We start from the raw sequence: 25,114 nt of genomic DNA on the forward strand, positions 1-25,114 counted from the left end.
TTATGCCTCCAGCGCGGATTTGGCGGCGGCAAGGCTGGCAGCACCGGTGATGACGGTGTCCTTCAGGGACGATACTTCGGCAAGCATGTTTTCCGCGAAGAAGCGGCTCAGCACTGCGCGACCGCTATCGCCGTCCGCAAGCGCTGCACGCGCGAGATAGGCGCCACCGGAAACGAGCGACAAAAGCCGCTGATAAGGCGTGGCTCCGGCAAGGGCTGCCTCAAGCTGCCCTTCGGCAACGGCCTTTTGCAGCCAGTCTGTTGCTTCGCGGGCTTCCGCAATGGCCTTGGAAAGGCGCGCGCCGGTTTCACCGAGTTCCGGACGATTGGACGCGGTGGCCTTGTCGGCATCATCCTGCAACTCTGCTAGGAAATCCTTGATGTGCTCGCCATTACCCAGCGGCAGCTTGCGCGCCACGAGGTCGATGGCCTGAATGCCGTTGGTGCCTTCGTAGATTGGGGTGATGCGGGCATCACGCAGCAATTGCGCAGCACCTGTCTCTTCGATGAAGCCCATGCCACCGTGAATCTGGATGCCCAGCGAAGCGACATCCACACCCGCATCGGTCGCAAAACTTTTGGCGAGCGGCGTCAGCAGACCGGCGCGATCTGACCAAAATTGCTGGTCTGCACCGTCCGTCGCATGGCTCATGTCGATGGCATGTGCGCAGGAATAGGTGATCGAACGGGCAACCTGCGTCAGCGCCTTCATGGTCAAGAGCATGCGCTGCACGTCGGGGTGTTCGATAATCGGGCTCATGCCTTGCTTAGGATCAGCGCCGATGGCGCGGCCCTGCTTACGCTCCTTGGCATAGGCAAGAGCCTGCTGATAAGCGGCCTCGGCAACGCCGACACCCTGAATGCCGACCAGTAGACGCGCATTGTTCATCATGGTGAACATGCAGGCCAGCCCGCGATTTTCCTCGCCGATCAGATAACCGACTGCACCCTGTTCCTCACCCTTCACGAAGCCGTCACCATAAATCATGGTGCAGGTTGGCGAGGCATGGATGCCCATCTTGTGCTCAAGGCCGGAGCAGAACAGATCATTCCTGCGGCCAAGCGAGCCGTCATCGTTGACAAGGAATTTTGGCACCAGGAAAAGCGAAATGCCTTTCGTTCCGGCCGGGGCATCGGGCAGGCGCGCCAGTACCAGATGCACGATATTGTCGGTCAGGTCATGCTCGCCATAAGTGATGAAAATCTTCTGGCCGAAGATGCGGTAGCTGCCGTCACCGGCGCGTTCCGCACGGGTGCGAAGTACACCAAGATCGGAACCGGCGTGCGGTTCGGTCAAGTTCATGGTGCCCATCCACTCGCCGCTAATCAGCTTTTCGAGATAGATGTCCTTCAACTCCTTGGAGGCGTGCTTTTCGACTGCTTCGACGGCACCCATGGTCAGCGTCGGGGCAATGGCGAAGGCAAGCGTCCCAGAGTTCCACATTTCGCTCACTGCCACCGACATCATCGTGGGCAGGCCCTGACCGCCATAGTCCGGCGTGCCGGTCAGCGAGTTCCAGCCGCCTTCGATCCAGTCGCGGTAAAGCTCTTTCCAGCCCGGCGCTGTCGTGACGACGCCGTCCTTGACGGTCGCGCCGTGCTTGTCGCCGGTGATGCGCAGAGGCTCGACGCGCTCGGAGGCAAACTTGCCGGCTTCTTCCAGAATGGCGGCGGCAAGATCGGCGGAAAATTCGGGGAAGCGGTTGTCATCGAGGGCTTTCTCCAGCCCTGCAACCTTCATCAGCGTATGGGAAATTTCAGAAACCGGCGCGCGATACATCTTTCCTCCGAGTATGTTTCGCGGACTTCTCCTCGGAAGCCCGCCCTGCGCCGGTGCTTCATGCAATCCGGCAGGAGCCATTTTGGCTGTTCAACACAAGAGCTATCGGCTTATTACGTAAACGTCAATATTGCGCTGCGGCTTCACAGCCATTTGTACGGAGGTGAACAATCTCGTGGATTTTTCGAATTTGACGTTTGAAACGGGATTAATATCGGACGGGTATCAAACGTCAAATGCAATCCACTAGGCATTATCCGCCTGTGAGGGCCGAAACTTGGCGGTTACAGATAATGCTGTCGAGGCTATTTCTTGTCGGCTTGGGTTTCCCGCTCGACAGCGCGCCAGCCTATATCGGAGCGGTAGAAACCTTCCGGCCAGTCGATAAGTTTCACGGCTTCATAGGCGCGCGCCTGTGCCTCGGCAACCGTGTCGGCAATGGCGGTGATGTTGAGCACGCGGCCCCCACTGGCTACGATGCTGCCGTCCTTCTCCGCCGTTCCCGCGTGAAAGACCTTGACGCCATCAATGCCTTCAAGCTTGTCGAGATCGCGGATGACGCTGCCCTTCTTCACATTGGACGGATAGCCTTCCGCAGCCATCACAACCGTCAGCGCAGGCTGGTCTTTCCAGTCGAGAGAGACCTGATCCAGTTTGCCGTCCACGGCAGCATTGATGAGCGCGAGCAGGTCGCTGTTGAGGCGCATCATCAGTACCTGGCATTCTGGGTCACCGAAACGAGTGTTGTATTCGATGAGCTTTGGGCCATCCTTGCCGATCATCAGGCCGAGGAACAGGATGCCGGAAAATGGTGCGCCGATTTCAGCCATGCCGCGCATGGTCGGTTCGATCAGTTCGCGCATCGTGCGTTCGACAATTTCCGGCGTCATGACCGGAGCAGGGGCATAGGCACCCATGCCGCCCGTATTCGGGCCGGTATCGCCATCGCCGACGCGCTTGTGATCCTGTGCCGAGCCGAGCGGCAAGGCGGTCTTGCCATCGCATATGCAGAAGAAGCTTGCTTCTTCGCCGTCCAGAAACTCCTCAACCACCACTTCGGCACCGGCGGAACCGAATGCACCTTCGAAACAGGCATCCACGGCGTCGAGCGCTTCATCGAGCGTCATCGCAACGATCACGCCCTTGCCTGCTGCAAGCCCGTCGGCCTTGACGACGATGGGCGCACCCTGCTGGCGGATATAGGCCTTGGCCTTGGGCGCATTGTTGAAGCGCCCATATGCACCCGTTGGAATATCGAAGCGTGCGCAGAGATCCTTGGTAAAGCCCTTTGACCCTTCCAGTTGTGCCGCAGCCTTGGAGGGGCCGAACACACGGATACCCTCTGCGCGCATTTCATCGGAAAGGCCAGTCACGAGGGGCGCTTCCGGGCCGACGATTACAAGGTCGATCTTCCTGTCCTTGGCGAAGGCGATCAGAGCCTGATGGTCATCGACGCCGATATCGGCGAGTTCGGCGACCGTCGCAATGCCCGGATTGCCGGGAGCGCAATAGAGCTTTGTCAGTGACGGAGAAGCGGACAGTTTCCAGGCCAGAGCATGTTCACGACCGCCAGAACCGATTAAAAGAACTCTCATTGCTTGCTCCGTCTTCGTCGGGGTTATAGTGATGGCTGCATATATCAAGGATTTCGCCATGTCACAGCCCGAACTACACGGATCGATTCAGTCACGCAATGCGCAAGGGCGTGTAAAGGATGCTCCATCGGGCCATTGGGTCTATAAGCTGCTGCCGCACTGGCTCTGGCCCTATGCGCAGCTCGCCCGCTGGGATCGTCCCATCGGATGGCAGCTCCTGCTCTGGCCATGCTGGTGGTCGGCAGCGTTGGTGGCAGGTGCGGGCGCCAAGCCGGGCGATGGCGCCTGGGCCGTCATGCCTTCGATCTGGCATCTCGTTCTGTTCCTGATCGGCGCCATTGCCATGCGTGGCTCCGGCTGCACCTATAACGATCTTGTCGATCAGGATATTGACGACAAGGTGGATCGCACGCGTTCAAGACCGCTGCCATCGGGGCAGGTGACGAGGGGGCAGGCCAAGCTGTTTCTCGTCTTGCAGGCGCTGGTCGGCCTCGTGGTGGTGCTGCAATTCAACTGGTTCTCAGTCGGGCTCGGCATTTTCTCGCTTCTGATCGTCGCCGCCTATCCTTTCATGAAGCGCATCACCAACTGGCCGCAATTCGTTCTTGGTCTTGCTTTCTCGTGGGGTGCCCTTATGGGCTGGGCTGCGGTGGAAGGTTCACTCAGCCTTGCACCGGTGCTTCTCTATATCGGCGCGATCCTGTGGACGATCGGCTATGACACGATCTATGCGCATCAGGATAAGGAAGACGATGCGCTGGTGGGCGTGCGCTCCACGGCGCGCCTGTTCGGCAAGCACACCAAGACGGCGCTGATGATCCTCTATGGCGGCGCTATTGGTTTCTTCGCGGCGGCTTTCGCCGTGGCGCAGGTGCCGATGCCAGCACTGGCTGGATTGCTCGCAGCAGGCGTACACCTTTATCGCCAGATCATCGTGCTCGATATCGACAATCCCGACCAGTGCCTGAAACTGTTCAAATCCAACAATATTGTTGGCTGGCTGATTTTCCTCGGGCTCGTTCTCGGAAGTCTCTGGGTGGCGGTCAAGCCGCTGGTATAGGGATATGGCGATAGCCCCTCATGCTGAGGTGCAGGCGAAGCCTGCCTCGAAGCACGGGGCTATCTTAACGTGATCCTTCGAGGCTCCGCTTGCGCTCTGCACCTCAGGATGAGGGCGGGGCTCGGGCTGTCTTTCGCGGTTACGGATAAAGCCGTTCCTTGTTCCAGTCGCCCTCAGGTGCGGGGCGTGTGAACAGAACGCGGTCATGCAGGCGGAAGGCCCTGTCATGCCAGAATTCAATCGAGACCGGACGAATACGGAAACCCGACCAGTAGGACGGGCGTGGAATGTCGCCGATGGCATATTTTGCGGTATATTCCGCAACGGCTTTTTCCAGCGCGAAACGGCTTTCCAGCGGGCGTGACTGCTTGGATGCCCAGGCGCCGATGCGGCTGCCGCGCGGGCGCGAAGCATAATAGGCATCGGCCTCGGCATCGCTGACTTTCTCCACCGCGCCGCGCACGCGCACCTGACGGCGCAGCGTCTTCCAATGGAAGCACATCGCGGCCTTTTCCGCTGACAGGATTTCCTTGCCCTTGGTGCTTTCATAATTGGTGTAGAAGACGAACCCCTGTTCGTCGAAATCCTTCAACAGCACCATGCGCACATTGGGTAGGCCGTCGGGATCGACTGTTGCCAGCGCGACCGCATTGGGATCGTTCGGCTCGCTTGCTTTGGCATCGGTCAGCCAGTCTGCAAAAAGTTTGAACGGCTGGGAGGATTCGGTGAAGTCGTCGCTTGCGTTTGTCATTTTGGATATTTCAAAGCCTGTCGGAATTTGCGGATCATCCTGCAAGGGAATCCCCGCCAAAGAAACCCCAATGGGGCGGGTCGGGAGGGAGCTTCTTCCATAACCGGCATTTTGTCCATGGTCTTGCCGGGATGTGTCGTCGCAGGGTTCGACATGGCTTTACTTAGCGGGCAACTTCTTGTAGGGCGCCGGTCAAGGTGGGGGCTATGCCAAAACTCGATTTTTTGACGCTTTTTATTGTAATTCTCTTAAATTCTCTGACGGTCTGCATCATCTGGACCGCCATCGCCTTCTCTTACCGCAAATTCCGGCCTGCCAGAATCTGGCTTCTTTCGACGACGCTTCTGTTGGTCGGAGGCTTCGTGCTTTCGCTGCAGGGTAATGAGGGCGCGTTCTGGCCTGCGGTCACCGGTAATACCATCATCATTTACGGTTTCTGCCTTGCCTGGGTTGGTGCGCGTTATTTCTATGGCCACAAAGGCGGCTGGCGGCTGGCGATGGGAATATCGCTCGCAAGTTTCGCCGTCATGGCGGCATTTCATTCGAGCTGGCAGGGGCGCAACATTGCTTATGCCGTGGGGCAGTCAGTGCCCATGGGGATGACGGTTTTCTATCTGGCCCGGCAGAAGGGCATTGGTCTCGGCGGTCAGATTGCTATCATGGCCTTTTTGCTCGGTATCATTGGGCACGCCATTGAGACCTCGTTGAACATCGCCGCATGGGTGGGTGAGTTCGACCAGTCGCTCTATTTTACCATCGAAAGCTATGCGCTTGTCTGTGTGATCTATAGTGGCATGATCTGGAATTTCGGCTTTATCGTCATGGCGATGAACCGCTTGCATGGCGATATGGCCAAGGTAGCAGAAACGGACGAGCTGACCGGGCTTCCGAACCGCCGTCATTTCATGAAAAGACTCGCAAGGGCGGAGTTGGCGTTCAGCGAGGACGGTACAGCCTATAGCGTCATGCTGATCGACATAGACAATTTCAAACAATGGAACGACACCTATGGTCACGCGCTGGGCGATCAGGCGCTCGTGCATTTTGCCGATGTGGCGGTCGACGTCCTTAATCGGCGCGGTGTGCTGGCACGTCTCGGCGGTGATGAGTTTTCCATTCTGCTGACAAAGATGGACGAGCAGGAAGCGACGGAAATCGCACGCGACATCGTCAGGGCGATCAACGATGCCCCGCTTGCCTTCAATGGACAGAAACTCGTCATGACTGTCAGTATCGGCATTGCCAGTGAGGAACGCGACAACGAAACGAGTGACCTTGACGTTTTTGCCCGGGCCGATCTTGCGCTTTACAAGGTAAAGCAGGCTGGCCGGAACGGCTACGCAACACGCACGGCGACGGTGAACGCGCCACGCTCTTCATTTTCGGAAAGGCAACGAGCTGCCGGTTGATTGGCCTTTCTCGAACCGGATGCAGAAAACCGGGCACATCGTTTGATGGCTGATTAAAGTGCGGAGTTGGGCGTTGTGCTCTGATTCCGATTTGTTTACCTTTCCGGCACACTGCTTGTTAACTCAAGTTCACTCATAATCCCTGCATCTTTAGCGTGTAAAAATAAGGGAATAGCGTTGGCTGTCGAGACGCTTCGCCACAAGGACAATCTCTGGAGCCTGAGCTGCCGCGCAAATGCGCTGCGCAAGGCCGCGATTGGCATATGCATCCTCTCGCTTGCCGGTTGCGCCATGGGTGGCGTGAGCATTGAAAAGGCGGTTCCCGATTCTTCCACGATCACCGGATCGGTGAAACAGCTGCAGCCGGTTGAGACCGATACTGGCAAGCTTTCCGACCAATCCGCGATCAGGAACGTTGTTTCCGCGCTCAATTTCACGGAATGGGGCAAGAAGCCCGTACCGTGGGCCAATCCCGATACGGGCAGCCAGGGCACGATCACCACCATTGCCGAGAACAGCAAGAACAACCAGCTTTGCCGCGAATTCGAAACCTCGCGTGAAGCTTTTGACGGTGTTTCCATCTATCGCGGCGAAACCTGCATGCAGCGTGGTGGTCAATGGACGGTGACTTCGTTCGCGCCCATTTGAAAAGAAAAGCCCGGCCTGACTGGAACTTTTCCGGCCATATGCGCATATTATGGGCAACGAGTCTTACTCATCTCATAGTTATTTTCCTGAAAGAGGAACTATATGCGCGATCCCTATAGCGTGCTGGGCGTCGCCAAAACGGCGAAGCCCGAGGAAATAAAATCGGCTTTTCGCAAACTGGCCAAAAAGCACCATCCGGATCAGAACAAGGATGATCCGAAAGCGCAGGAGCGCTTTGCAGAACTAAACCAGGCCTATGAAATTGTGGGCGACAAGGACAAGCGTGGTCAGTTTGACCGGGGCGAGATCGATGCCGAAGGCAAGCCCGCCTTTCAGGGTTTCACCGGCGGACAGGGCTTCGGCGGCGCTCATGGCGACCCGTTTGCCGGTTTCCGGCAAGGTGGCGACGGCAACAGTCACTTTGAATTCCGTTCTGGTCCCGGCGGCTTTCAGCAAGGCGGCGGTTTCGGCGGCGCGGAGGATATTCTGAACGACCTTTTCGGCGGTGCTTTCGGTGGAGGCGCCCGTGCTGGTGGTGGTGCGCGTCAGCGCGGCCCGGCCAAGGGAGCTGACCTTTCCGCGTCTATTAATATTACGCTGGAGCAGGCGGCCGGTGCGGAGAAGGTCGAGGCGATCTTCCCGAATGGCAAGCACCTGAAGATCAAATTGCCGAGATTCGTTGAAGACGGTCAGACCATTCGCCTGAAAGGGCAGGGCGAGCCGTTGATGGGCGGAACGGCAGGCGATGCGCTGGTCACGATACACTTCAAGGCGCATCCGCGGTTTCGCCTCGAAGGACGTGATGTCCATGTAGATCTGCCGGTCGAGCTTGCCGATGCGGTTCTGGGTGGCAAGCAGGAAGTCGAAACGCTGGATGGGCGTATCGCAGTCAAAATTCCGGCCTGGTCGAGTTCCGATCGCGTGCTGCGCCTGAAAGAAAAAGGCCTCCCGTTGAAAGCTGATGGGCGCGGCGATCTTTACGTTCATGTGCGGATCATGCTGCCGGAAGGCGGCGACAAGGAACTGGAAGAATTCCTGCAAAAGCGCAAAGTCGCCTGATACCAGGGCGCTGAGACGCTAACGCATCACGCCCTGAAAATGCTCAATCGCCGCACAGGCTTAACCAACTCGACTTCAATCGTTTAAAGCCGGGTGTTGTCTCTTTGCGGCAGTAAAGTGACAATGCCCGGCTTTTTCACTGCAATTGCTTGAAGGAGAGCCGAGCCTGTGCGATAGGGCAACAAGTTAATTGTTTTCAATGAGGACCCCTAATGACCGCACAGTCAGGTTTGTTGCAGGGCAAGCGTGGATTGATTCTGGGCGTCGCCAACAACCGCTCCATCGCATGGGGTATTGCCAAGGCCGCTCGTGATGCAGGCGCAGAGCTCGCATTCACCTATCAGGGCGATGCATTGAAGAAGCGTGTCGAACCGCTGGCTGAAGAGCTTGGCGCATTCGTGGCAGGACATTGCGATGTGGCTGATGCTGCCAGCATGGACGCTGTTTTCGAGACGCTTGAAAAGAAGTGGGGCAAGCTCGATTTCGTGGTGCATGCCATCGGCTTTTCCGACAAGGATGAGCTGACGGGTCGTTATGTCGATACGTCGGAAGCCAACTTCACCAACACGATGCTGATCTCGGTCTATTCGCTGACGGCTATTTCGCGTCGCGCGGAAAAGCTGATGGCGGACGGCGGATCTATCCTGACGCTGACCTATTACGGCGCCGAAAAGGTCATGCCGAACTATAACGTCATGGGTGTTGCCAAGGCTGCTCTCGAAGCAAGCGTGAAGTATCTGGCCGTCGATCTCGGCCCCCAGAACATCCGCGTCAATGCAATCTCGGCTGGCCCGATCAAGACGCTTGCCGCTTCGGGCATCGGCGACTTCCGCTATATCCTCAAGTGGAACGAGTACAACGCGCCGCTGCGCCGTACCGTCACCATCGAGGAAGTGGGCGATGTCGGCCTCTATTTCCTTTCCGACCTGTCCCGTTCGGTGACTGGCGAAGTTCACCACGCGGATAGCGGCTATCATGTCATCGGCATGAAAGCGGTTGACGCTCCGGATATTTCGGTCGTGAAAGACTGAAGCAGCGAATACAAAATCCCGAAAGGCTGATCGGCTTTTCGGGATTTTTCTTTGTCTTTCCCGCTGCGGGGAAGTTGTCCAGATTATTCATTGGCGGCAGATAGGGGTAGGGCTGTGGCTCGGGAGATCATCTACTTTTCGCGTCACGGCGAGACAGACTGGAATGTTTCGCAGCGTATTCAGGGGCAGCTTGATATCGATATCAACGATAATGGGCGCAGCCAGGCCGACCGCAACGGCGATATGCTGAAATCGCTGATTGGCGAGGGTGCAGGCTTCGACTTCGTTGCAAGCCCGCTGCGACGCACGCGTGAGACGATGGAACGTATCCGTTTGCGTATGGGTCTTGATCCGTATGAATACCGCACCGATCCGCAACTGATGGAAGTCAATTTCGGCGACTGGCAGGGCTTCATGATGGAAGACATTGCCAGAGAGCGTGAAGACCTTCTGGAAGCGCGCGCCCGCGACAAGTGGAATTTCGTGCCGCCGGGCACAACCGCCGAGAGCTACATGGGCCTGTCGCGCCGCATCGGGCGCTGGGTGGAAGCCGTGGAATGGCCGACTATCTGCGTGACGCATGGTGGCTGCATCCGCACGCTGTTTTACCTCTACGGGGACATGGACGGCCACGCCGCTGCCAATCTCTCCATCCCGCAGGACAAAATTCTGAAGTTTGCAAACGGCAAGCTGGAGTGGGTTTGATCCCGCAAATCAGTCTATAGTGACCGTAAACATAATTTTGCCAGCGGTGGAGGCGTTTTATGCCCTTCGAACGTTTCGCGGTCATATCGGATATTCACGGCAACAGTGACGCCTTGGCTGCAGTGCTGGCCGATATCGATGCTTTGCAAATCCAGACGATTATCAATCTCGGCGATCATCTAAGTGGTCCTTTGGCCGCGCGTGAGACAGCAGATATGCTGATGACGCGAGAAATGATCTGCATTCGTGGCAATCATGATCGCTGGCTTGTCGAAAAGCCGCTCGCAGATATGGGGCCGTCGGATCGGGTCGCGCGCGAGCAGCTTGATGACCGACACATCGAATGGCTGCTTGCAATGCCCGCATCTCAGTCTCTGGCCGATGGACGGATATTCATCTGCCACGGGACACCGTCAAGCGATACCACCTACTGGATGGAGAAAGTGACCGCGAACGGCGAAGTCGTTCTGCGAACCTGAGATGAGATCGAGGCGGAAGCTGAAGAGATAGCTGCGTCGCTGATCTTTTGCGGGCATACGCACACGCCGAGGATCGTTCGCCTGGGAGATGGGCGAATGCTGGTCAATCCGGGAAGCGTGGGTTGCCCCGGTTACGACGACGATCATCCGGTTCCGCACGTCGTCCAGACCGGCAATCCCAATGCATCCTACGCTGTCATCGAACAGACCGGGACCGGCTGGCAGATAACCCTGCGCAATATTCCCTACGATACGGCGCGGATGGTCCGGATGGCGGAAAACAACGGTCGTGCCGATTGGGCGCGTGTTGTCAGAAGTGGCTGGTTTCAGCCCACATGAAAAGAGCGGCTTATGAGCCGCTCATTCTCTTTCTGGGGGCGTGCTTACGGCGCTTCCTGAATGTCGGTGATGAAGCGCGTGCTGTCGACCATGTCATAAATGATAAGGACCTTCATGCCCTTGTTGATCGCGCTGTAATCGAACTCACCGGGCAGCTTGTATGTCTGGCCGTCATCCAGCGTTATGGTTTCGCTGTCCTTGTTGATACCGGTGATCTTGCCTTCGGCATCGTCTGCCATCGCTACCGTCGAGAAAAGCGACGCCACGATGAGAATTAATCCGACCAGATAATGCATGACTTTCCGTTCCTTTGGTTGTGCCTCGGGTTGGGTTGTCGCCTGACCGATTCGACACGATTGTCGTGATTGCGATTTTCAGCGCGTCGCGCCGGATATCCCACAGTGTAGCGTGCGGAATGTGTCAAAAAAAATGCCGGATATCGAACTTCAGAAGGAAATTTTACGTCCTCGAGGAGCTTGATTTGACCGGCGTCAAAAAGCTCAATAAAACCGGGCCGTAAAGTAGCTGCTCTCTCCTTGACCTGCTCCGGACAAGGACAATTTATTCAGGCGTCGCGCATGTCTCACAATAGTTTCGGTCATCTGTTCCGCGTAACCACCTGGGGCGAAAGCCACGGTCTGGCGCTCGGTTGCGTTGTTGACGGCTGCCCGCCCGGCATTACGTTCACAGAAGCCGAAATTCAGGCCTATCTCGACAAGCGCAAGCCCGGCCAGTCCAAATATACGACGCAGCGCCGCGAACCGGATCAGGTGCGCGTGCTTTCCGGTGTTCTTTTGGGCGACGACGGCGTGACCATGACGACGACTGGCACACCGATCTCGATGATGATCGAGAACACCGATCAGCGCTCGAAGGATTATGGCGAGATTGCCCGTCAATATCGTCCGGGCCACGCCGATTATACCTATGACGTCAAATACGGCATTCGCGACTATCGCGGCGGCGGACGTTCGTCGGCGCGCGAAACGGCAGCTCGTGTGGCAGCAGGCGCCATAGCGCGCAAGGTCGTGCCGGGGCTTGAGGTCAAGGGCGCGCTGGTGGCCATGGGCGTGCACGGTATCGACCGCCGTCGCTGGAACTGGTCGGAAGTGGACAACAATCCTTTCTTCTCGCCGGATGCGGGTTCGGTCGAGCTGTTCGCAGACTATCTTGATGGCATTCGCAAAAGTGGATCGTCGGTCGGTGCAGTCATCGAGATTATCGCTGAAGGTGTGCCTGCTGGTATCGGGGCGCCGATCTACGGCAAGCTCGATCAGGATATTGCAAGCCTGCTGATGTCGATCAACGCCGTGAAGGGTGTGGAAATCGGCAACGGTTTCGAGGCTGCCCGTCTTACCGGCGAAGAGAACGCCGACGAAATGCGCATGGGCAATGACGGCAAGCCGCTGTTCCTGTCCAATCATGCGGGCGGCATTCTGGGTGGCATTGCGACCGGTGCGCCGGTTGTGGCGCGTTTCGCCGTCAAGCCGACCTCGTCGATCCTGACCCCGCGTCGCTCCATCGACAAGGACGGTAAGGAAGTGGATGTGATGACCAAGGGCCGTCACGATCCGTGTGTGGGTATTCGTGCCGTACCGATCGGCGAGGCGATGGTGGCCTGTGCGATTGCAGATCATTATCTGCGTCACCGCGGCCAGACTGGCCGCGTCTGACTAACTTGGGGCCAAACTGGCCGCGTCTAAACAATTTGGGGCCAGACTGGCCGCATCTGATTGAATTCGGCCATATTGGCCATATCTGACCGACGATAGGGCCCGTTGGTTGCCTGACACATAGAGGTCGAAATGAGCTATAACCAGAAACAGGTCGTGGATGCGCTTCGCGCTTTCGAACGCGGCGAAATCGTTGTGGTCATGGATGATGACGGGCGCGAGAACGAAGGCGACCTGATTGTTGCCGCCGTGCATTGCACGCCGGAAAAGATGGCCTTTATCGTCCGCCATACGTCCGGCATCGTCTGTACGCCGATGACTCGCGACGAAGCCAAGCGTCTCAACCTCGCGCCGATGGTTGCCGAAAACGAATCCGCTCACACAACAGCGTTCACTGTGACGGTTGATTACCGCCATGGCACGACGACCGGCATTTCGGCAGAAGACCGCACGCTGACCGTGCGCAATCTGGCGAACCCGAATGCCGGTGCTTCGGATTTTGTGCGTCCCGGCCATATTTTTCCGCTGGTTGCCCGCGAAGGCGGCGTCTTGATGCGCTCCGGCCATACGGAAGCCGCTGTCGACCTCTGCAAGCTCGCAAACCTGCCGCCCATCGGCGTTATCTGCGAACTGGTCAACGATGACGGTTCCGTCATGCGTGGTCCGGACGTGAAGGCCTTTGCTGAAAAGCACACGCTGCATCGGGTTACGGTCGCCGACCTCATCGCCTATCGCCAGCGCAAGGAAACGCTGGTCAAGCGCGTTGGTGATGCACCGGTCAAGACCTGTGCAGGTGCGGCCCATGCCTACACCTACGAACTGCCATGGGAACCCATGCAGCACGTAGCCGTCGTGTTCGGCGATATTCGTGACGGCGAGGAAGTGCCGGTCCGCCTGCATCGCGAAGATGTGCTGAACGATGTCTTTGGCAAAGGCGGCAGCAATCTCGATGCCATCATGGAAAAGATGGGCAAGGAAGGTCGCGGCGTACTGGTCTATCTGCGCGAAGGTTCTGTTGGCGTGCGTTCCGATCACCACGACACCCGCGCCCGTGACGCGATCCAGAGCGAGCATGAAAGCCATGCCGAAGCGGTTGCCCGCGAGGAGGAATGGCGTCAGATCGGCCTTGGTGCGCAGATATTGAAGGATCTCGGAATCACGTCGATTGTGCTTTTGGCATCGCGTGAGCGCCACTATGTCGGCCTTGAAGGTTTCGGCATCCACATCGCCCGTACGGAAATCATCTAATCTCCTTCAGACAAAGCTGGCGCATGACCGTCATGGTCATGCGCCAGTGAGATGCTATAGTGAATCGATGACGACACGGCTTTACTGGCATCCGATCTATCTCGAACATCTGACCCCACCCGGCCATCCCGAGCGCCCGGATCGTATCCGTGCCTTGATGAGCGAATTGGAGGGGCCGGATTTCTATCGGCTCGACCGGGTGGAAGCGCCGCGCGGCGACGAGGCGTCAGTGTTGCTTGCCCATCCGGAAAAACATCTGGAAGCCATACGCGCCGGAATACCGGAGCCTGCTTCGGACGAGGAAGCGCCAGCGCCCGTGGTGAAGCTTGATGGCGACACCTATGTCAGCCCGAAAAGTCTGGATGCAGCGCTGACAGCGATTGGTGCGGCGACGGCGGCGGTCGATGATGTCTTTTCCGGTGCAGCAAACAACGTGTTCGTTGCAGCCCGCCCGCCGGGACATCATGCCGAGCTTTCCACTGCGATGGGCTTTTGCCTTTTCAACAATATTGCGATTGCGGCCCGTCATGCACAGCAGCGTCACGGCGCGGAACGTGTCGCCATCGTCGATTGGGATGTCCATCACGGCAACGGAACGCAGGATATTTTCAAGGACGATCCAAGCGTTCTGTTCTGTTCGACGCATCAGTTTCCTTTATATCCCGGAACGGGGTCGAAGGACGAAACCGGCGTCGGCAACATCTTCAATGCACCGCTTTCCCCCGATACGGGAAGCCGCGAATTCCGCGAGGCATTTAATAGTCGTGTATTGCCCGCTTTGGACAATTTCCGGCCAGATTTGATCCTTATTTCGGCGGGCTTCGATGCTCATTTTCGCGATCCGCTGGCCGAGCTCAATCTTGATGAAGCGGATTTTGACTGGGCGACGGGCAAACTCATGGAGCGGGCAGAAAGGTTCTGCGATCACCGGCTAGTGAGTGTGCTTGAAGGTGGATATGATCTAGAGGGCTTGTCGCAGTCCGCGTCTACGCATATTACGCGGCTGTTGAAAGGATGAATCATGGTAACCGAACCGTCCAACGCCGACATTGCAGTAATGAGCTTCGAGGATGCGTTGAAGCAGCTTGAGAAGATCGTCGACGATCTGGAGCGGGGCGACGTGCCGCTGGAAGAGTCCATTCGCATCTATGAGCGTGGCGAGGCTCTGAAAAAGCATTGCGACACGCTGCTGAAGTCTGCCGAGGACAAGGTGGAGAAGATTCGCATTGGCCGCGACGGCCAGCCGGTCGGAACCGAACCGCTCGATCCGGAATAAACTGGTCCAATAATTCTGCTCAGAACAGCGTTTTGAGCTGGGTGACATAAGGCGCGAGAATCCCGCTCAGCATGTAGGGACCTAGGCCCCAGACCAGTGTCCATCCTGCAGCTCCGACGATATTGGCCGCCAGAAAATGCAGCGGGTTCATTTTCATCGAACCCGCAACGATGCCGTTGAGCTGTCGCAGGAGCACGACGAAGCGAGCCGTCGCGACCACGTAAATTCCCTTGCTGTCGAAAAGTTTCTCGAACTGTTCCAGCCGTTCAGGCGTCAGCTTGACGAGGTGCCCGTATCGCAGGATCAGGCGGCGGCCACCGAAACGGCCGATCAGGTATCCGGTGCAATCGCCAAGTATGGCGCCGATGAATACGGCAATCAGTACGGCTTCGATATTGAGCGTTCCATGCAAGGCAAGCAGCGAGCTTGCTATAAGGGCGCTCTCACCGGGCAATGGTGCACCGAAGGATTCGAAATATACGATTACGAAAAGCGCAAGCGCGCCATAGGCTGCAATATATGGTTCCAGAAAGCTCATTGATTGGCAGGTCTTTCGGCCGACAGAACTAAAAAGGCTCCGGACGAGCCGGAGCCTGAAATCTGTAACTATCACATCAGCCGATGGAACGCTTGCCGGTAATTGCGTGGTATACCCACAACACGATTATTGAGCCGATGATCGCGATAACAAGGCTGATCGGATCGAATGCGCCAGTGACGCCACGTCCAAAAAGCTGAGACGAGATCACACCGCCGACAATGGCACCGACAATGCCGAGAGCAATATCCAGGAACAGGCCCTGGCCACTTTTATTAACGATCTTGCTGCCGATGAAGCCGGCAATCAAGCCTAGTATTATCCAGCTTATAACAGACATCTAATATCTCCCGATGCGTAAATACACTTTTGCATCACGCACTTAGGAAATTTTCACACTGCTATAAAATTTGCAAGGTATAATGCTTGTCAAATCGGGAAACCCATTTAACTTTAACTTACCGAATGCACAGTTGGCATCGGATAACAGGGAGTATCGTGTGATGGGAAGTTATGACGACAACTCAGGCAATTCGCCCATTCCCGGCGGAAGCCTCGCGAAACCGGTTCTGATTGCGCTCGGCGCCCTGCTGATCGGCAAGATGCTGAAGGGTAATAGCGAAGAGACGGAGGCCACTCAGGCGCAGCCCATACCAGTACCGGATCAGTCGCAAGCGGGCGGCGGCCTGCTCGGCGGTATCCTTGGCGGGCTTGGCGGCCTGCTTGGCGGTGCGGCTGCCGGAAATGCCTCAGCAGCTCCCTCGGCTCCGGGTTCGCTGGGCGGTGGTCTTGGCGGCCTCCTTGATCAGTTGAAACAGGCTGGCCTAGGTGAAAAGGTGGATTCCTGGGTCGGACAGGGAACCAATCATTCAATCGAGCCGGGCCAGCTTGGCGACGCAATCGGCCAGAAAACGCTGAGCGAAATTGCTCAGCACGCCGGTATCGACCAGCAGGAACTTCTGGATCAGCTGTCGCAGGTTCTGCCGGGATTGGTGGACAAGCTGACGACCAACGGACAGGTACCTGACGCCAGCTCGCTTTCCAAGCTGTTGCAGGGGCGCTGACAGAATTTGCATCCTGATCGAACCGCACCGCTTGTCGGTGCGGTTTTGTTTTGGAGCTACATTCGATAAAATGACGGCGCCGCTTATATAAGCGTTGTAGAGCAATAGCTGGAGTTGCGTTGCATGAGTTTCTTTCCGTGTCCTGATCCGGTTCTTGGCGACAAGACGTCGGTAGACAGCATTGAAACGCTGGTCATTCCACGCACAAGCGACATCGGTGGACTGGAAGTGCGGCGAGCCTTGCCGACCGTGCGCCGCCGTCTGGTCGGGCCGTTCATTTTCTTTGATCGCATGGGACCCGCCGTTTTGCGGGATGGTGATGCGCTGGATGTGCGCCCGCACCCGCATATCGGCCTTTCGACCGTGACCTATCTGTTTGACGGACATATCCGCCACAGAGACAGTCTCGGCACCGAAATGGTTATTCGTCCCGGTGATGTGAACCTCATGACCGCCGGTCGTGGCATTGTGCATTCCGAACGATCGCCAGAAGAAGAGCGCAACGGACCACTGTCCATTTCCGGCATTCAGACCTGGCTCGCGCTGCCCGATGTGCTGGAAGAAATCAGCCCGGAATTTTTTCACACCAATGCGCCAGAACTGCCGGTGATGGAGGATCGCGATTTCTCCGGTCGGCTGATCATGGGTTCCATGCTGGGGCTGAAGTCTCCGGTGATCCAGCACGCCGATACGCTTTATGCGGATATTCGTATAGAACCGAACGGGCGCTTTCCGATCCCGCCCGTGGCCGAAGAACGCGCCATCTATACGCTGCAGGGCAATGTCGGCATTGGCGGTGAGGTCTTCCCGCCGGACCGTTTGCTGGCATTCCGCCCTGGTGACGATATTGTCGTGCAGGCCGGGCCGGAAGGTGCTCATATTATGCTTTTTGGCGGTGCAACTCTCGGCTCGAAGCGCTATGTATGGTGGAACTTCGTATCCTCATCGCGAGAGAGGATAGAGCAGGCCAAGGAAGAATGGCGTAGCGGGCGTTTCGATATCGTGCCCGGTGACGAGAAGGATTTCATACCTCTGCCTGAATAATGTGGATTGCCTCCCGCTGTAGGACACGATGTCCCGCCCTGCTTGATCCTGTCGCGTTGCTGCTATACCGACAACAAAACCGAACCAGAAACAGGTTGTTTTAATGTCCCGACCCACGACCCCATTGCTTGACAAGGCACCGATCCCGGAAGCCCTGCGCGCATTGCCGGAATCCGATTTGCCGCAGCTCGCGCAGGAATTGCGTGCAGAGCTGATCGACGTGGTTTCAACGACAGGCGGGCATCTGGGAGCGGGACTGGGAGTGGTGGAGCTGACAGTGGCATTGCACCATGTCTTCGACACGCCGCACGACCGTATTATCTGGGACGTTGGTCATCAGGCTTATCCGCACAAGATTTTGACCGGGCGCCGCGACCGTATCCGCACGTTGCGCCAGACCGGCGGCCTTTCGGGTTTCACCAAGCGCACTGAAAGCGAATATGATCCTTTTGGCGCTGCACATTCATCGACATCGATTTCCGCCGGCCTCGGTATGGCGGTCGCATCCGATCTTTCGGGCGAAAAGCGCAATGTTATTGCCGTCATTGGCGATGGCTCCATGTCGGCAGGCATGGCCTATGAGGCTATGAACAATGCTGGTGCGCTCGACGCGCGCCTCATTGTCATCCTCAACGATAATGACATGTCGATTGCGCCGCCGACCGGTGCGATGAGCGCCTATCTGGCGCGTCTTGTCTCCGGCAAGACCTATCGCAGCGTTCGCGAGGCTGCCAAGCAGGTCGCCAAGAAACTGCCGAAGTTTTTGCAGGACAAGGCCCGCAAATCGGAAGAATATGCGCGTGCCTTCTTCACCGGCGGCACCCTGTTCGAGGAGCTGGGCTTCTATTATGTCGGTCCTATCGACGGCCATAATCTGGATCATCTGCTGCCGATCCTGAAAAACGTGCGCGATACGCAGGAAGGCCCGGTGCTCATTCATGTGGTGACGCAGAAGGGCAAGGGTTATGCGCCCGCAGAAGCTGCCGCCGACAAATATCACGGCGTCAACAAGTTCGACGTCATCACCGGCAAGCAGTCGAAGCCCCCTGCAAATGCGCCGAGCTACACCAAGATTTTCGGCACGAGCCTGATCGAAGAAGCCCGTCACGACGACAGAATAGTGGCGATCACCGCTGCCATGCCATCGGGCACCGGGCTTGATCTTTTTGGCGAAGTGTTTCCGCAGCGCACATTCGATGTCGGTATTGCCGAGCAACATGCGGTAACCTTCGCCGCCGGTCTGGCTAGCGAGGGCTATAAGCCGTTCTGCGCGATCTATTCCACCTTCCTGCAGCGTGGTTACGACCAGGTCGTGCATGACGTGTCGATCCAGAATCTGCCGGTGCGCTTCCCCATTGATCGCGCCGGACTGGTTGGTGCCGATGGCCCGACCCATGCAGGCTCCTTCGATACGGGCTTTCTCGCAGCTCTTCCCGGTTTCGTGGTGATGGCTGCATCGGATGAAGCCGAACTGCGCCATATGGTGCGCACGGCTGCCGAATATGATGAAGGCCCGATCTCTTTCCGCTATCCGCGCGGCGATGGTGTCGGTGTTGACCTGCCAGAGCGCGGACAACTGCTCGAAATCGGCAAGGGCCGCATCGTGCGCGAAGGCACGAAGGTTGCTCTGCTGTCCTTCGGAACGCGCTTGCAGGAATGTCTTGCCGCCGCCGATGAGCTGGGTGCAGCCGGTCTTTCCACCACGGTTGCCGATGCACGCTTTGCCAAGCCACTCGACCACGATCTGATCCGTCGTCTGGCACGCGAGCATGAAGTGCTGGTGATGGTGGAAGAAGGCGCTGTCGGTGGCTTTGCTTCCCACGTGCTGCAATTCCTTGCGACTGACGGCCTTTTGGATCGTGGCCTCAAGGTGCGGGCTTTGACCTTGCCGGATACTTATCAGGACCACGGCAAGCCGGATGCCATGTATGCCGAGGCCGGTCTTGACCGGACAGGCATCGTGCATGCGGTGTTTGCAGCTCTTGGCCGCGAGGCCGTTGCAGCGCCGTTTAGCGCCTGACCGATGAGCGGAGAAACGAGCGACAAGAACCTGCGGCTCGATCAGCTGCTGGTGGAGCTTGGACTGTTTGCAACGCGTTCGCGGGCGCGTGATGCAATCCAGCGAGGCACGGTCAAGGTGGACGGCAAGCCCGTCACCAAGCCGGGCCAGACGGCTTTGCGCACCGCAAAGATCGCCGTGGATGATCCGGCGAGTGCCTACGTTTCCCGCGCTGCCTTGAAGCTTATCGCGGCGCTTGACCATTTCGAGCTTGATGTGAAGGGGCGTACCGCGCTTGACATCGGTGCCTCGACAGGCGGTTTCACGCAAGTTTTGCTGGAGCGCGGCGCAAGCCATGTTCTTGCCATTGATGTCGGCCACGACCAGTTGCACGAAAGCTTGCGCGCCGATCCTCGCGTCACCAACAAGGAAGGGCTCAACGCTCGTGCTCTGGAACTTTCCCATCTCGATGGACGCGAAATCGATTGCGTGGTTTCGGACGTGAGTTTTATTTCGCTGAAACTTGCCTTGCCTCCGGCATTGGCCTTTGCGCAAAAAGGTGCTATCTGCGCGCTTCTCGTAAAGCCGCAATTTGAAGCGGGCCGCGAGGCTATCGGCAAGGGCGGCATTTTGCGCGATCCGAAAGATGGCGAACGCATAGCAGAAGAACTGAAATCATGGCTTGAGACGCTGCCCGGCTGGCGCGCGCTCGGCCTCTGCCCGTCACCCATCGAAGGCGGCGATGGCAATCGTGAATATCTCCTGGCAGGAAAGAAGGACCTATGACAACGCAGGCAATGGGGCAAATAACAATCCGCTCGATTGGTGCGGGCGGCGATGGCGTCGCCAACCTTCCTGATGGCCAGATTTATGTGCCTTTCACACTGCCGGGCGAAGTGGCCAATGTTGCGCGCGACAAGAACCGCGCAACGGTTATGGCGCTTCTCGAAACATCGCCCGAGCGGCAGGCGCCTGCCTGCCAGCATTTCGAGGATTGCGGTGGCTGCGCGCTGCAGCATTGGCAGGATGAACCCTATCGCCTGTGGAAGCGAGAACTGGTTGTCTCCGCGCTGAAGGGCAGGGGGATCGACACGGAGGTTGCACCGCTGGTGGCTTGCCAGCCGCGGACACGCCGCCGTGCTGTTTTTGCGGCGCGCAAGACGGAGAAGGGCGTGTTGCTCGGCTTCAACCGTCACCTCAGCCATGAAATCATCGATATTGTCGAATGTGCGGTCACGGTGCCGGAAATCATTGCGCGGCTTGATGATCTGCGTGAAGTCGGGGCCTTGATTGCACCCGGTTCCAAACCGTTCAAGCTGGCAGCGACGCAGACGGAATCCGGCCTCGATCTTGCGGCAAGCGGTTGCGGTAAGCTGAGCGATGAGCAACGGCGCGCGCTGACCGCGCTTGTCATGAAAAAGGGCTTTGCGCGCCTTTCGCATGAAGGCGAGATCATTGTCGAGCCGAAGAAGCCGCTCATCCATTTCGGCAAGGTGCCGGTTCCGGTTCCGCCGGGTTGCTTCTTGCAGGCAACGGCCGATGCCGAGGAAGCAATGGTGCAGCTTGTTCTGGACCATGTCGGTAAGGCCAAGCGTGTGGCAGATCTCTTCTGCGGTGTCGGCACATTTGCGCTGCGGATTGCAGAAAAAAGCGCTGTTCATGCCGTTGAAAACGACGCGCTGGCCCTTGCGGCTCTCGACCGTGGCGTGCGCCATGTGCAGGGATTGAAGCCCGTTTCGGTCGAACGTCGCGACCTGTTCCGCCGTCCGCTGATGCCGAAGGAGTTGCTGCCTTATAACGCCGTGGTTTTCGATCCGCCGCGCGCAGGTGCGGAAGAACAGGCGCTTGAAATGGCAAAATCCAAAGTGGAGAAGGTTGTCGCGGTTTCATGCAATCCGGTGACGCTCGCCCGCGATCTGGCCATTCTGGTGAAGGGCGGCTATCGCGTTACACGTGTCACGCCGATTGACCAGTTCCTCTGGTCGCCACATGTTGAGGCCGTGGCGACGCTGGTGAAGAAGTGAGCGTTTAAATCAACGCCCAATCCACCGCCGCTTCTGCATGTAGGCGCGTCGTATCGAATACTGGCACGGGGCTATCTTGCTGGCCGATGAGCAGCATGATTTCGGTGCAGCCGAGAATGATGGCTTTGGCGCCGCGCTCAACCAGACGACTGATGACAGCACGGTATTTTTCGCGTGACGCATCGCGTACTTCGCCGACAACCAGCTCGTGATAGATGATGTCATGCACGGTTTTGCGGTCGGTATCGTCGGGCGTCAGAACCTCAAGCCCATGTTTGGCCGCGAGGCGGCCTTTGTAGAAATCCTGCTCCATCGTGAAGGCGGTGCCTAGGAGCCCGACTTTGGACAAGCCTGCGGCCTTGATCTTTTTCGCCGTCGGGTCAGCAATATGCACAAGCGGGATCGATGTGGCGTTTTCAACGTCAGCGGCCATTTTATGCATGGTGTTGGTGCAGATCAGGATGAAATCTGCGCCGCCCTTTTCAAGGTTCTGCGCGGCCTCGATCATGAGCCTGGTCAGCTCGTCCCATTTGCCTTGATGCTGAAGCTGCTCGATTTCACCAAAATCCATCGACCACATCAGGCTCTTGGCGGAGTGCGTGCCGCCGAGCCGTGCGCGGATTTCCTGATTGATGATGCGATAATATTCCTGCGAGCTTTCCCAGCTCATCCCGCCTATAAGCCCGATCGTCTTCATCAACCCCTCCCGGATAAAATTAAGGGCGGATCACTCCGCCCTTGTTACTCGGTTTTGTGTTTTGGGCGAAAGCCGCAATCACATCTTTTCGATGATCTTCTGGTCGCCTTCATGCGCCTTGCCGTTGGCAGCGATAATGGCGGGAACGATGTCCTCCGCCTTGTTGATGACCAGCGGCTTTACCTGATGTGCGGTGTGCAGGAAGCCTTCGGTCGTCATGTGCTCAAGAAGCGAAAGCATAGGCTGCCAGAAATTGTTGATGTTAGCGAACACCATCGGCTTGCGATGCTTACCGAGCTGCGCCCAGGTCATCATTTCCACGATTTCCTCAACCGTGCCGATGCCACCGGGAAGGGTGACGAACGCATCCGACTTCTGGAACATGAGGTGTTTGCGCTCATGCATGTCACCCACGACGATAAGTTCGGTGAGCTGTTCGGCCTTTTCAAGGCTTGCTTCCTTGTCGAGCAGGAAGGTCGGAATGATGCCGGTGACTTCGCCGCCGGCCTCCATCACGCCTTGCGCAACCGCGCCCATGATGCCGCGCGTGCCACCGCCATAAACAAGGCGCAGACCATGTTCGGCGATGGACCGGCCGAGTGTGACGCCCGCTTCACGATAGATGGGATTCAGGCCCGTAGACGAGCCGCAATAAACACAGATGGATCGAATCTCAGACATGATTTTCTTGTGCGCTTTTGACCTTTCAGCGTCAAGCGTCTGCGATTTCATTTTGCGGTGAAGATTGCCGTCAGTGAGACGTTTACGTCAGGTTCCGGGTGGACATTCACAGCGATTGTTATATCTCAATCCGTATGTACTCCAGATTGAGAAGTGGATTGGATATGAAGAACTGGGTTGTGTTTCTCGGGCTCACCTTTGCCGCATCATCCGCATCGGCTGGCGAGATCAACATCAAACTGCCGGACGATACCGAAGTAACGACCAACTCCGTTCTGTATAAATGTGGCGAGAAGAATGTCTCGGTAACCTACTACAATGCCGGTGATATTTCGCTTGCTGAGCTGGAGCTCGAAGACGAGACTATTGTCGCTTCCAACGTCATTTCAGGGTCTGGAGCCAAATATGCCGGTGGCGTCTATATCTGGTGGACCAAGGGCGAAACGGCCGATCTCTATAACCTTATGGACGATCCGGACCAATCAAAGCCGACAAACTGTGTAGAACAGTAACCTAGCTAATAAAAAGCCTCGTACCTTTTGCTGTTTCGGTGCAGATTCCTTGTAGGGGGAAGCCAAAAGCTATAAACCCGCTATTATAGTCTCTGGCGTGGATTTCGAAACGAAATGCAAAAGAACAGTTTAGGATTGCTCGGTATCGGGCTCGTCGCAATCGTCGCCGGGCTCGGCCTCTATTGGAATGCAACACGATCCCGCGTTGAAGCCCCGCAACCTAATGCCACTGCACCAGCTTCGAGCAATGCGCCAGCGCAGCCAGAAGCAACACCATCCGAGACGAAGACGCCAGACGCTGCCAAGCCTGCGGGCGATGCTGCGGCAAACGATGCGAAGCCGCAAGGCGTGCAATCCGAAGAGCCAGCCAAGCAGGCTGATGCCGCTCCCGCAGAGCAGGCCAGCAAAACGCCGGTTTTCGATCTCCTTCGTGTCGAGCCTGACGGTTCGGTCGTGATCGCAGGTAAGTCCCTTCCCAACGCTGATGTCGAGGTTGTCGCAGGTGCCACCGTTGTGGGCAAAGCCAAGGCCGGAGCTAATGGGGATTTTGCCATTGTTCTGGATAATCCTTTGAAGGCAGGTGATCATCAGCTGGTCTTGCGTTCAACCGGTGCTGACAACAATGTCGCCACTTCCGCGCAGACCGCCATCGTGTCGGTGCCTGAAACCAAGTCGGGGCAGGTGCTGGCGCTGGTTGAGGAGCCGGGCCAGGCAAGCCGCCTGATTACCAAGCCTGAAACGGCAGAGAAGCCACAGGACAATGCGGAAGCTAACCCTGAAGCTGCGACCAAGGCCGACAAGCCGGAAGCCAAACCTGCACAGGATTTGCCGATTGCAATCGAGGCTGTGGAGATTGAAGGTCAGGCTGTTTTCGTGGCGGGTAAAGCCAAGGGCGGCAATCGCGTGATCGTCCATGCCAATGATACATTGCTTGGCGCGAGCCTCATTTCGCCTGATGGCCGTTTCCTCGTGCAGAGCAAACAACCGCTCAGCGTTGGTGATTACATCATTCGCGCCGACCTGCTCGACAATGCCAATCAGGTTCTGGCCACAGCCCGCGTCCCGTTCCGTCGCGAAGCTGGCGAGAATATCTCGGCTGTTGCTTCCGACACGGACGGTCAGACGGCGGCTGCATCGGAAGCGATTGGTGATAAGGCCGCTTCGTCGGCAACTCCACTGCAGAAAGTCGATGGCTCCGTCATCATTCGGCGTGGGGATAATCTCTGGACGATTTCCAAGCGCGCCTATGGCAAGGGTACGCGATATACGACGATCTATCTCGCCAACCGCGACCAGATCCGCAATCCAGATCTCATCTGGCCGGGTCAGGTATTCAACATGCCAAAGGAACCCTTGGGCGATGGCGAAGCCAAGCGCCAGTTGGAAGATCGCGCTAACTGACGGAGAGTTCATGGAACTGAAGCGCGGCTCCCAACGCAGGGAGGTGCGCTTCAGCAATAAACGTCAGTCACGATAGTGTGTTTCCGTTTTGGCGGTCTTTTC

25 protein-coding genes and 1 pseudogene are annotated in these 25,114 nt (G+C 57.4%); 18 read left to right on the plus strand and 8 right to left on the minus strand.

Translation table 11 applies throughout. From position 1 onward, the window contains the following. Together OHI65_RS11930 and purD are read right to left on the minus strand one after the other, a co-directional pair. Entirely contained in the window at window positions 1–1,779 is a 1,779-nt protein-coding gene (locus OHI65_RS11930) for an acyl-CoA dehydrogenase (protein ID WP_264358908.1), read from the minus strand. Window positions 1,780–2,084: 305 nt separating this feature from the next. After that, window positions 2,085–3,374, minus strand: a complete 1,290-nt coding sequence (purD, locus tag OHI65_RS11935; RefSeq protein ID WP_264358909.1) for a phosphoribosylamine--glycine ligase — start codon at window positions 3,372–3,374, stop codon at window positions 2,085–2,087. Between the two features lie 58 nt (window positions 3,375–3,432). Here purD and ubiA point away from each other — a divergent pair, with 58 nt between their 5' ends. Continuing rightward, a complete protein-coding gene (gene ubiA / locus OHI65_RS11940) occupies window positions 3,433–4,434 on the plus strand; it encodes a 4-hydroxybenzoate octaprenyltransferase (RefSeq protein ID WP_264359159.1) in 1,002 nt (333 codons plus the stop codon). 139 nt (window positions 4,435–4,573) lie between these two features. Here the strand turns inward: ubiA and pdxH are convergent, their stop codons facing one another. Continuing rightward, the gene (pdxH, locus tag OHI65_RS11945; RefSeq protein ID WP_029375899.1) at window positions 4,574–5,185 is read right to left on the minus strand and encodes a pyridoxamine 5'-phosphate oxidase; all 612 of its coding nucleotides are present in this window, start codon (window positions 5,183–5,185) and stop codon (window positions 4,574–4,576) included. A gap of 206 nt (window positions 5,186–5,391) precedes the next feature. Here pdxH and OHI65_RS11950 point away from each other — a divergent pair, with 206 nt between their 5' ends. From OHI65_RS11950 to OHI65_RS11975, 6 genes and pseudogenes are all read left to right on the plus strand, one after another. Continuing rightward, window positions 5,392–6,594 (plus strand): GGDEF domain-containing protein, encoded by a 1,203-nt coding sequence (locus OHI65_RS11950; protein ID WP_264358910.1) that lies wholly within the window; start codon window positions 5,392–5,394, stop codon window positions 6,592–6,594. A 219-nt stretch (window positions 6,595–6,813) separates the two neighbouring features. Next, on the plus strand, window positions 6,814–7,242 hold the full coding sequence (locus OHI65_RS11955) for an RT0821/Lpp0805 family surface protein (protein ID WP_255414753.1): 429 nt from the start codon (window positions 6,814–6,816) through the stop codon (window positions 7,240–7,242). 102 nt (window positions 7,243–7,344) lie between these two features. After that, a complete protein-coding gene (locus OHI65_RS11960) occupies window positions 7,345–8,301 on the plus strand; it encodes a DnaJ C-terminal domain-containing protein (RefSeq protein WP_264358911.1) in 957 nt (318 codons plus the stop codon). Window positions 8,302–8,513: 212 nt separating this feature from the next. Then, window positions 8,514–9,332 (plus strand): enoyl-ACP reductase FabI, encoded by an 819-nt coding sequence (gene fabI, locus OHI65_RS11965; protein ID WP_010658356.1) that lies wholly within the window; start codon window positions 8,514–8,516, stop codon window positions 9,330–9,332. 114 nt (window positions 9,333–9,446) lie between these two features. After that, the gene (locus OHI65_RS11970; RefSeq protein ID WP_036581416.1) at window positions 9,447–10,037 is read left to right on the plus strand and encodes a histidine phosphatase family protein; all 591 of its coding nucleotides are present in this window, start codon (window positions 9,447–9,449) and stop codon (window positions 10,035–10,037) included. Between the two features lie 59 nt (window positions 10,038–10,096). After that, a pseudogene (locus OHI65_RS11975) lies at window positions 10,097–10,855 on the plus strand (metallophosphoesterase family protein). 44 nt (window positions 10,856–10,899) lie between these two features. Here OHI65_RS11975 and OHI65_RS11980 read toward each other — a convergent pair. Next, window positions 10,900–11,151 (minus strand): DUF1344 domain-containing protein, encoded by a 252-nt coding sequence (locus OHI65_RS11980; protein WP_010658359.1) that lies wholly within the window; start codon window positions 11,149–11,151, stop codon window positions 10,900–10,902. 282 nt (window positions 11,152–11,433) lie between these two features. Between OHI65_RS11980 and aroC the strand changes: the two genes are divergently transcribed. The 4 genes from aroC to OHI65_RS12000 all read left to right on the plus strand — a co-directional run bounded on the left by aroC (window position 11,434) and on the right by OHI65_RS12000 (window position 15,052). Beyond that, window positions 11,434–12,528 (plus strand): chorismate synthase, encoded by a 1,095-nt coding sequence (gene aroC / locus OHI65_RS11985; RefSeq protein WP_010658360.1) that lies wholly within the window; start codon window positions 11,434–11,436, stop codon window positions 12,526–12,528. Between the two features lie 132 nt (window positions 12,529–12,660). Then, entirely contained in the window at window positions 12,661–13,776 is a 1,116-nt protein-coding gene (ribB, locus tag OHI65_RS11990) for a 3,4-dihydroxy-2-butanone-4-phosphate synthase (RefSeq protein WP_012090813.1), read from the plus strand. A 67-nt stretch (window positions 13,777–13,843) separates the two neighbouring features. After that, window positions 13,844–14,794, plus strand: a complete 951-nt coding sequence (locus tag OHI65_RS11995; protein ID WP_151688982.1) for a histone deacetylase family protein — start codon at window positions 13,844–13,846, stop codon at window positions 14,792–14,794. A gap of 3 nt (window positions 14,795–14,797) precedes the next feature. After that, entirely contained in the window at window positions 14,798–15,052 is a 255-nt protein-coding gene (locus tag OHI65_RS12000) for an exodeoxyribonuclease VII small subunit (protein WP_002963588.1), read from the plus strand. A gap of 19 nt (window positions 15,053–15,071) precedes the next feature. Here the strand turns inward: OHI65_RS12000 and OHI65_RS12005 are convergent, their stop codons facing one another. Both OHI65_RS12005 and OHI65_RS12010 read right to left on the minus strand, forming a co-directional pair. Next, window positions 15,072–15,590 carry a DedA family protein gene (locus OHI65_RS12005; protein ID WP_151688983.1) on the minus strand — a complete coding sequence of 173 codons (519 nt, stop codon included), beginning with the start codon at window positions 15,588–15,590 and terminating at the stop codon, window positions 15,072–15,074. Window positions 15,591–15,666: 76 nt separating this feature from the next. Continuing rightward, a complete protein-coding gene (locus tag OHI65_RS12010) occupies window positions 15,667–15,930 on the minus strand; it encodes a GlsB/YeaQ/YmgE family stress response membrane protein (protein ID WP_006466196.1) in 264 nt (87 codons plus the stop codon). 163 nt (window positions 15,931–16,093) lie between these two features. Between OHI65_RS12010 and OHI65_RS12015 the strand changes: the two genes are divergently transcribed. The 5 genes from OHI65_RS12015 to OHI65_RS12035 all read left to right on the plus strand — a co-directional run bounded on the left by OHI65_RS12015 (window position 16,094) and on the right by OHI65_RS12035 (window position 21,721). Further along, window positions 16,094–16,654, plus strand: a complete 561-nt coding sequence (locus tag OHI65_RS12015) for a YidB family protein (RefSeq protein ID WP_029925573.1) — start codon at window positions 16,094–16,096, stop codon at window positions 16,652–16,654. Between the two features lie 123 nt (window positions 16,655–16,777). Further along, window positions 16,778–17,698, plus strand: coding sequence for a pirin family protein (locus tag OHI65_RS12020; RefSeq protein ID WP_264358912.1), 921 nt, complete (start codon window positions 16,778–16,780; stop codon window positions 17,696–17,698). 103 nt (window positions 17,699–17,801) lie between these two features. After that, complete coding sequence (gene dxs / locus OHI65_RS12025) at window positions 17,802–19,718, plus strand: 1-deoxy-D-xylulose-5-phosphate synthase (protein WP_012090818.1); 1,917 nt, start codon at window positions 17,802–17,804, stop codon at window positions 19,716–19,718. A gap of 3 nt (window positions 19,719–19,721) precedes the next feature. Beyond that, complete coding sequence (locus OHI65_RS12030; protein ID WP_151688986.1) at window positions 19,722–20,483, plus strand: TlyA family RNA methyltransferase; 762 nt, start codon at window positions 19,722–19,724, stop codon at window positions 20,481–20,483. Further along, on the plus strand, window positions 20,480–21,721 hold the full coding sequence (locus tag OHI65_RS12035) for a class I SAM-dependent RNA methyltransferase (RefSeq protein ID WP_043062677.1): 1,242 nt from the start codon (window positions 20,480–20,482) through the stop codon (window positions 21,719–21,721). Before OHI65_RS12030 ends, OHI65_RS12035 begins: the two co-directional genes overlap by 4 nt. A gap of 4 nt (window positions 21,722–21,725) precedes the next feature. On the opposite strand, the gene OHI65_RS12040 is transcribed toward OHI65_RS12035, so the two are convergent. Then, a complete protein-coding gene (locus OHI65_RS12040) occupies window positions 21,726–22,418 on the minus strand; it encodes an aspartate/glutamate racemase family protein (protein ID WP_264358913.1) in 693 nt (230 codons plus the stop codon). A 78-nt stretch (window positions 22,419–22,496) separates the two neighbouring features. Beyond that, entirely contained in the window at window positions 22,497–23,099 is a 603-nt protein-coding gene (locus OHI65_RS12045; RefSeq protein ID WP_041545285.1) for a TIGR00730 family Rossman fold protein, read from the minus strand. Between the two features lie 164 nt (window positions 23,100–23,263). Between OHI65_RS12045 and OHI65_RS12050 the strand changes: the two genes are divergently transcribed. Next, window positions 23,264–23,611, plus strand: a complete 348-nt coding sequence (locus tag OHI65_RS12050) for an MliC family protein (protein WP_029925558.1) — start codon at window positions 23,264–23,266, stop codon at window positions 23,609–23,611. A 114-nt stretch (window positions 23,612–23,725) separates the two neighbouring features. Beyond that, the gene (locus tag OHI65_RS12055; RefSeq protein WP_043062674.1) at window positions 23,726–25,012 is read left to right on the plus strand and encodes an Ig-like domain-containing protein; all 1,287 of its coding nucleotides are present in this window, start codon (window positions 23,726–23,728) and stop codon (window positions 25,010–25,012) included. Window positions 25,013–25,114: the final 102 nt, after the last annotated feature.

Origin of the sequence: Brucella sp. MAB-22, assembly GCF_025908475.1 — a bacterium.
Lineage (GTDB): Bacteria > Pseudomonadota > Alphaproteobacteria > Rhizobiales > Rhizobiaceae > Brucella > Brucella anthropi.

What these genes read in the sequence shown, in the direction of transcription:
- OHI65_RS11930 (WP_264358908.1), bottom strand. Translation starts at nt 1,779, where the DNA reads ATGTATCGCGCGCCGGTTTCTGAAATTTCCCATACGCTGATGAAGGTT.
- purD (WP_264358909.1), bottom strand. Translation starts at nt 3,374, where the DNA reads ATGAGAGTTCTTTTAATCGGTTCTGGCGGTCGTGAACATGCTCTGGCC.
- ubiA (WP_264359159.1), top strand. Translation starts at nt 3,433, where the DNA reads ATGTCACAGCCCGAACTACACGGATCGATTCAGTCACGCAATGCGCAA.
- pdxH (WP_029375899.1), bottom strand. Translation starts at nt 5,185, where the DNA reads ATGACAAACGCAAGCGACGACTTCACCGAATCCTCCCAGCCGTTCAAA.
- OHI65_RS11950 (WP_264358910.1), top strand. Translation starts at nt 5,392, where the DNA reads ATGCCAAAACTCGATTTTTTGACGCTTTTTATTGTAATTCTCTTAAAT.
- OHI65_RS11960 (WP_264358911.1), top strand. Translation starts at nt 7,345, where the DNA reads ATGCGCGATCCCTATAGCGTGCTGGGCGTCGCCAAAACGGCGAAGCCC.
- fabI (WP_010658356.1), top strand. Translation starts at nt 8,514, where the DNA reads ATGACCGCACAGTCAGGTTTGTTGCAGGGCAAGCGTGGATTGATTCTG.
- OHI65_RS11980 (WP_010658359.1), bottom strand. Translation starts at nt 11,151, where the DNA reads ATGCATTATCTGGTCGGATTAATTCTCATCGTGGCGTCGCTTTTCTCG.
- aroC (WP_010658360.1), top strand. Translation starts at nt 11,434, where the DNA reads ATGTCTCACAATAGTTTCGGTCATCTGTTCCGCGTAACCACCTGGGGC.
- ribB (WP_012090813.1), top strand. Translation starts at nt 12,661, where the DNA reads ATGAGCTATAACCAGAAACAGGTCGTGGATGCGCTTCGCGCTTTCGAA.
- OHI65_RS11995 (WP_151688982.1), top strand. Translation starts at nt 13,844, where the DNA reads ATGACGACACGGCTTTACTGGCATCCGATCTATCTCGAACATCTGACC.
- OHI65_RS12000 (WP_002963588.1), top strand. Translation starts at nt 14,798, where the DNA reads ATGGTAACCGAACCGTCCAACGCCGACATTGCAGTAATGAGCTTCGAG.
- OHI65_RS12005 (WP_151688983.1), bottom strand. Translation starts at nt 15,590, where the DNA reads ATGAGCTTTCTGGAACCATATATTGCAGCCTATGGCGCGCTTGCGCTT.
- OHI65_RS12010 (WP_006466196.1), bottom strand. Translation starts at nt 15,930, where the DNA reads ATGTCTGTTATAAGCTGGATAATACTAGGCTTGATTGCCGGCTTCATC.
- OHI65_RS12015 (WP_029925573.1), top strand. Translation starts at nt 16,094, where the DNA reads ATGGGAAGTTATGACGACAACTCAGGCAATTCGCCCATTCCCGGCGGA.
- OHI65_RS12020 (WP_264358912.1), top strand. Translation starts at nt 16,778, where the DNA reads ATGAGTTTCTTTCCGTGTCCTGATCCGGTTCTTGGCGACAAGACGTCG.
- dxs (WP_012090818.1), top strand. Translation starts at nt 17,802, where the DNA reads ATGTCCCGACCCACGACCCCATTGCTTGACAAGGCACCGATCCCGGAA.
- OHI65_RS12030 (WP_151688986.1), top strand. Translation starts at nt 19,722, where the DNA reads ATGAGCGGAGAAACGAGCGACAAGAACCTGCGGCTCGATCAGCTGCTG.
- OHI65_RS12035 (WP_043062677.1), top strand. Translation starts at nt 20,480, where the DNA reads ATGACAACGCAGGCAATGGGGCAAATAACAATCCGCTCGATTGGTGCG.
- OHI65_RS12040 (WP_264358913.1), bottom strand. Translation starts at nt 22,418, where the DNA reads ATGAAGACGATCGGGCTTATAGGCGGGATGAGCTGGGAAAGCTCGCAG.
- OHI65_RS12045 (WP_041545285.1), bottom strand. Translation starts at nt 23,099, where the DNA reads ATGTCTGAGATTCGATCCATCTGTGTTTATTGCGGCTCGTCTACGGGC.
- OHI65_RS12050 (WP_029925558.1), top strand. Translation starts at nt 23,264, where the DNA reads ATGAAGAACTGGGTTGTGTTTCTCGGGCTCACCTTTGCCGCATCATCC.
- OHI65_RS12055 (WP_043062674.1), top strand. Translation starts at nt 23,726, where the DNA reads ATGCAAAAGAACAGTTTAGGATTGCTCGGTATCGGGCTCGTCGCAATC.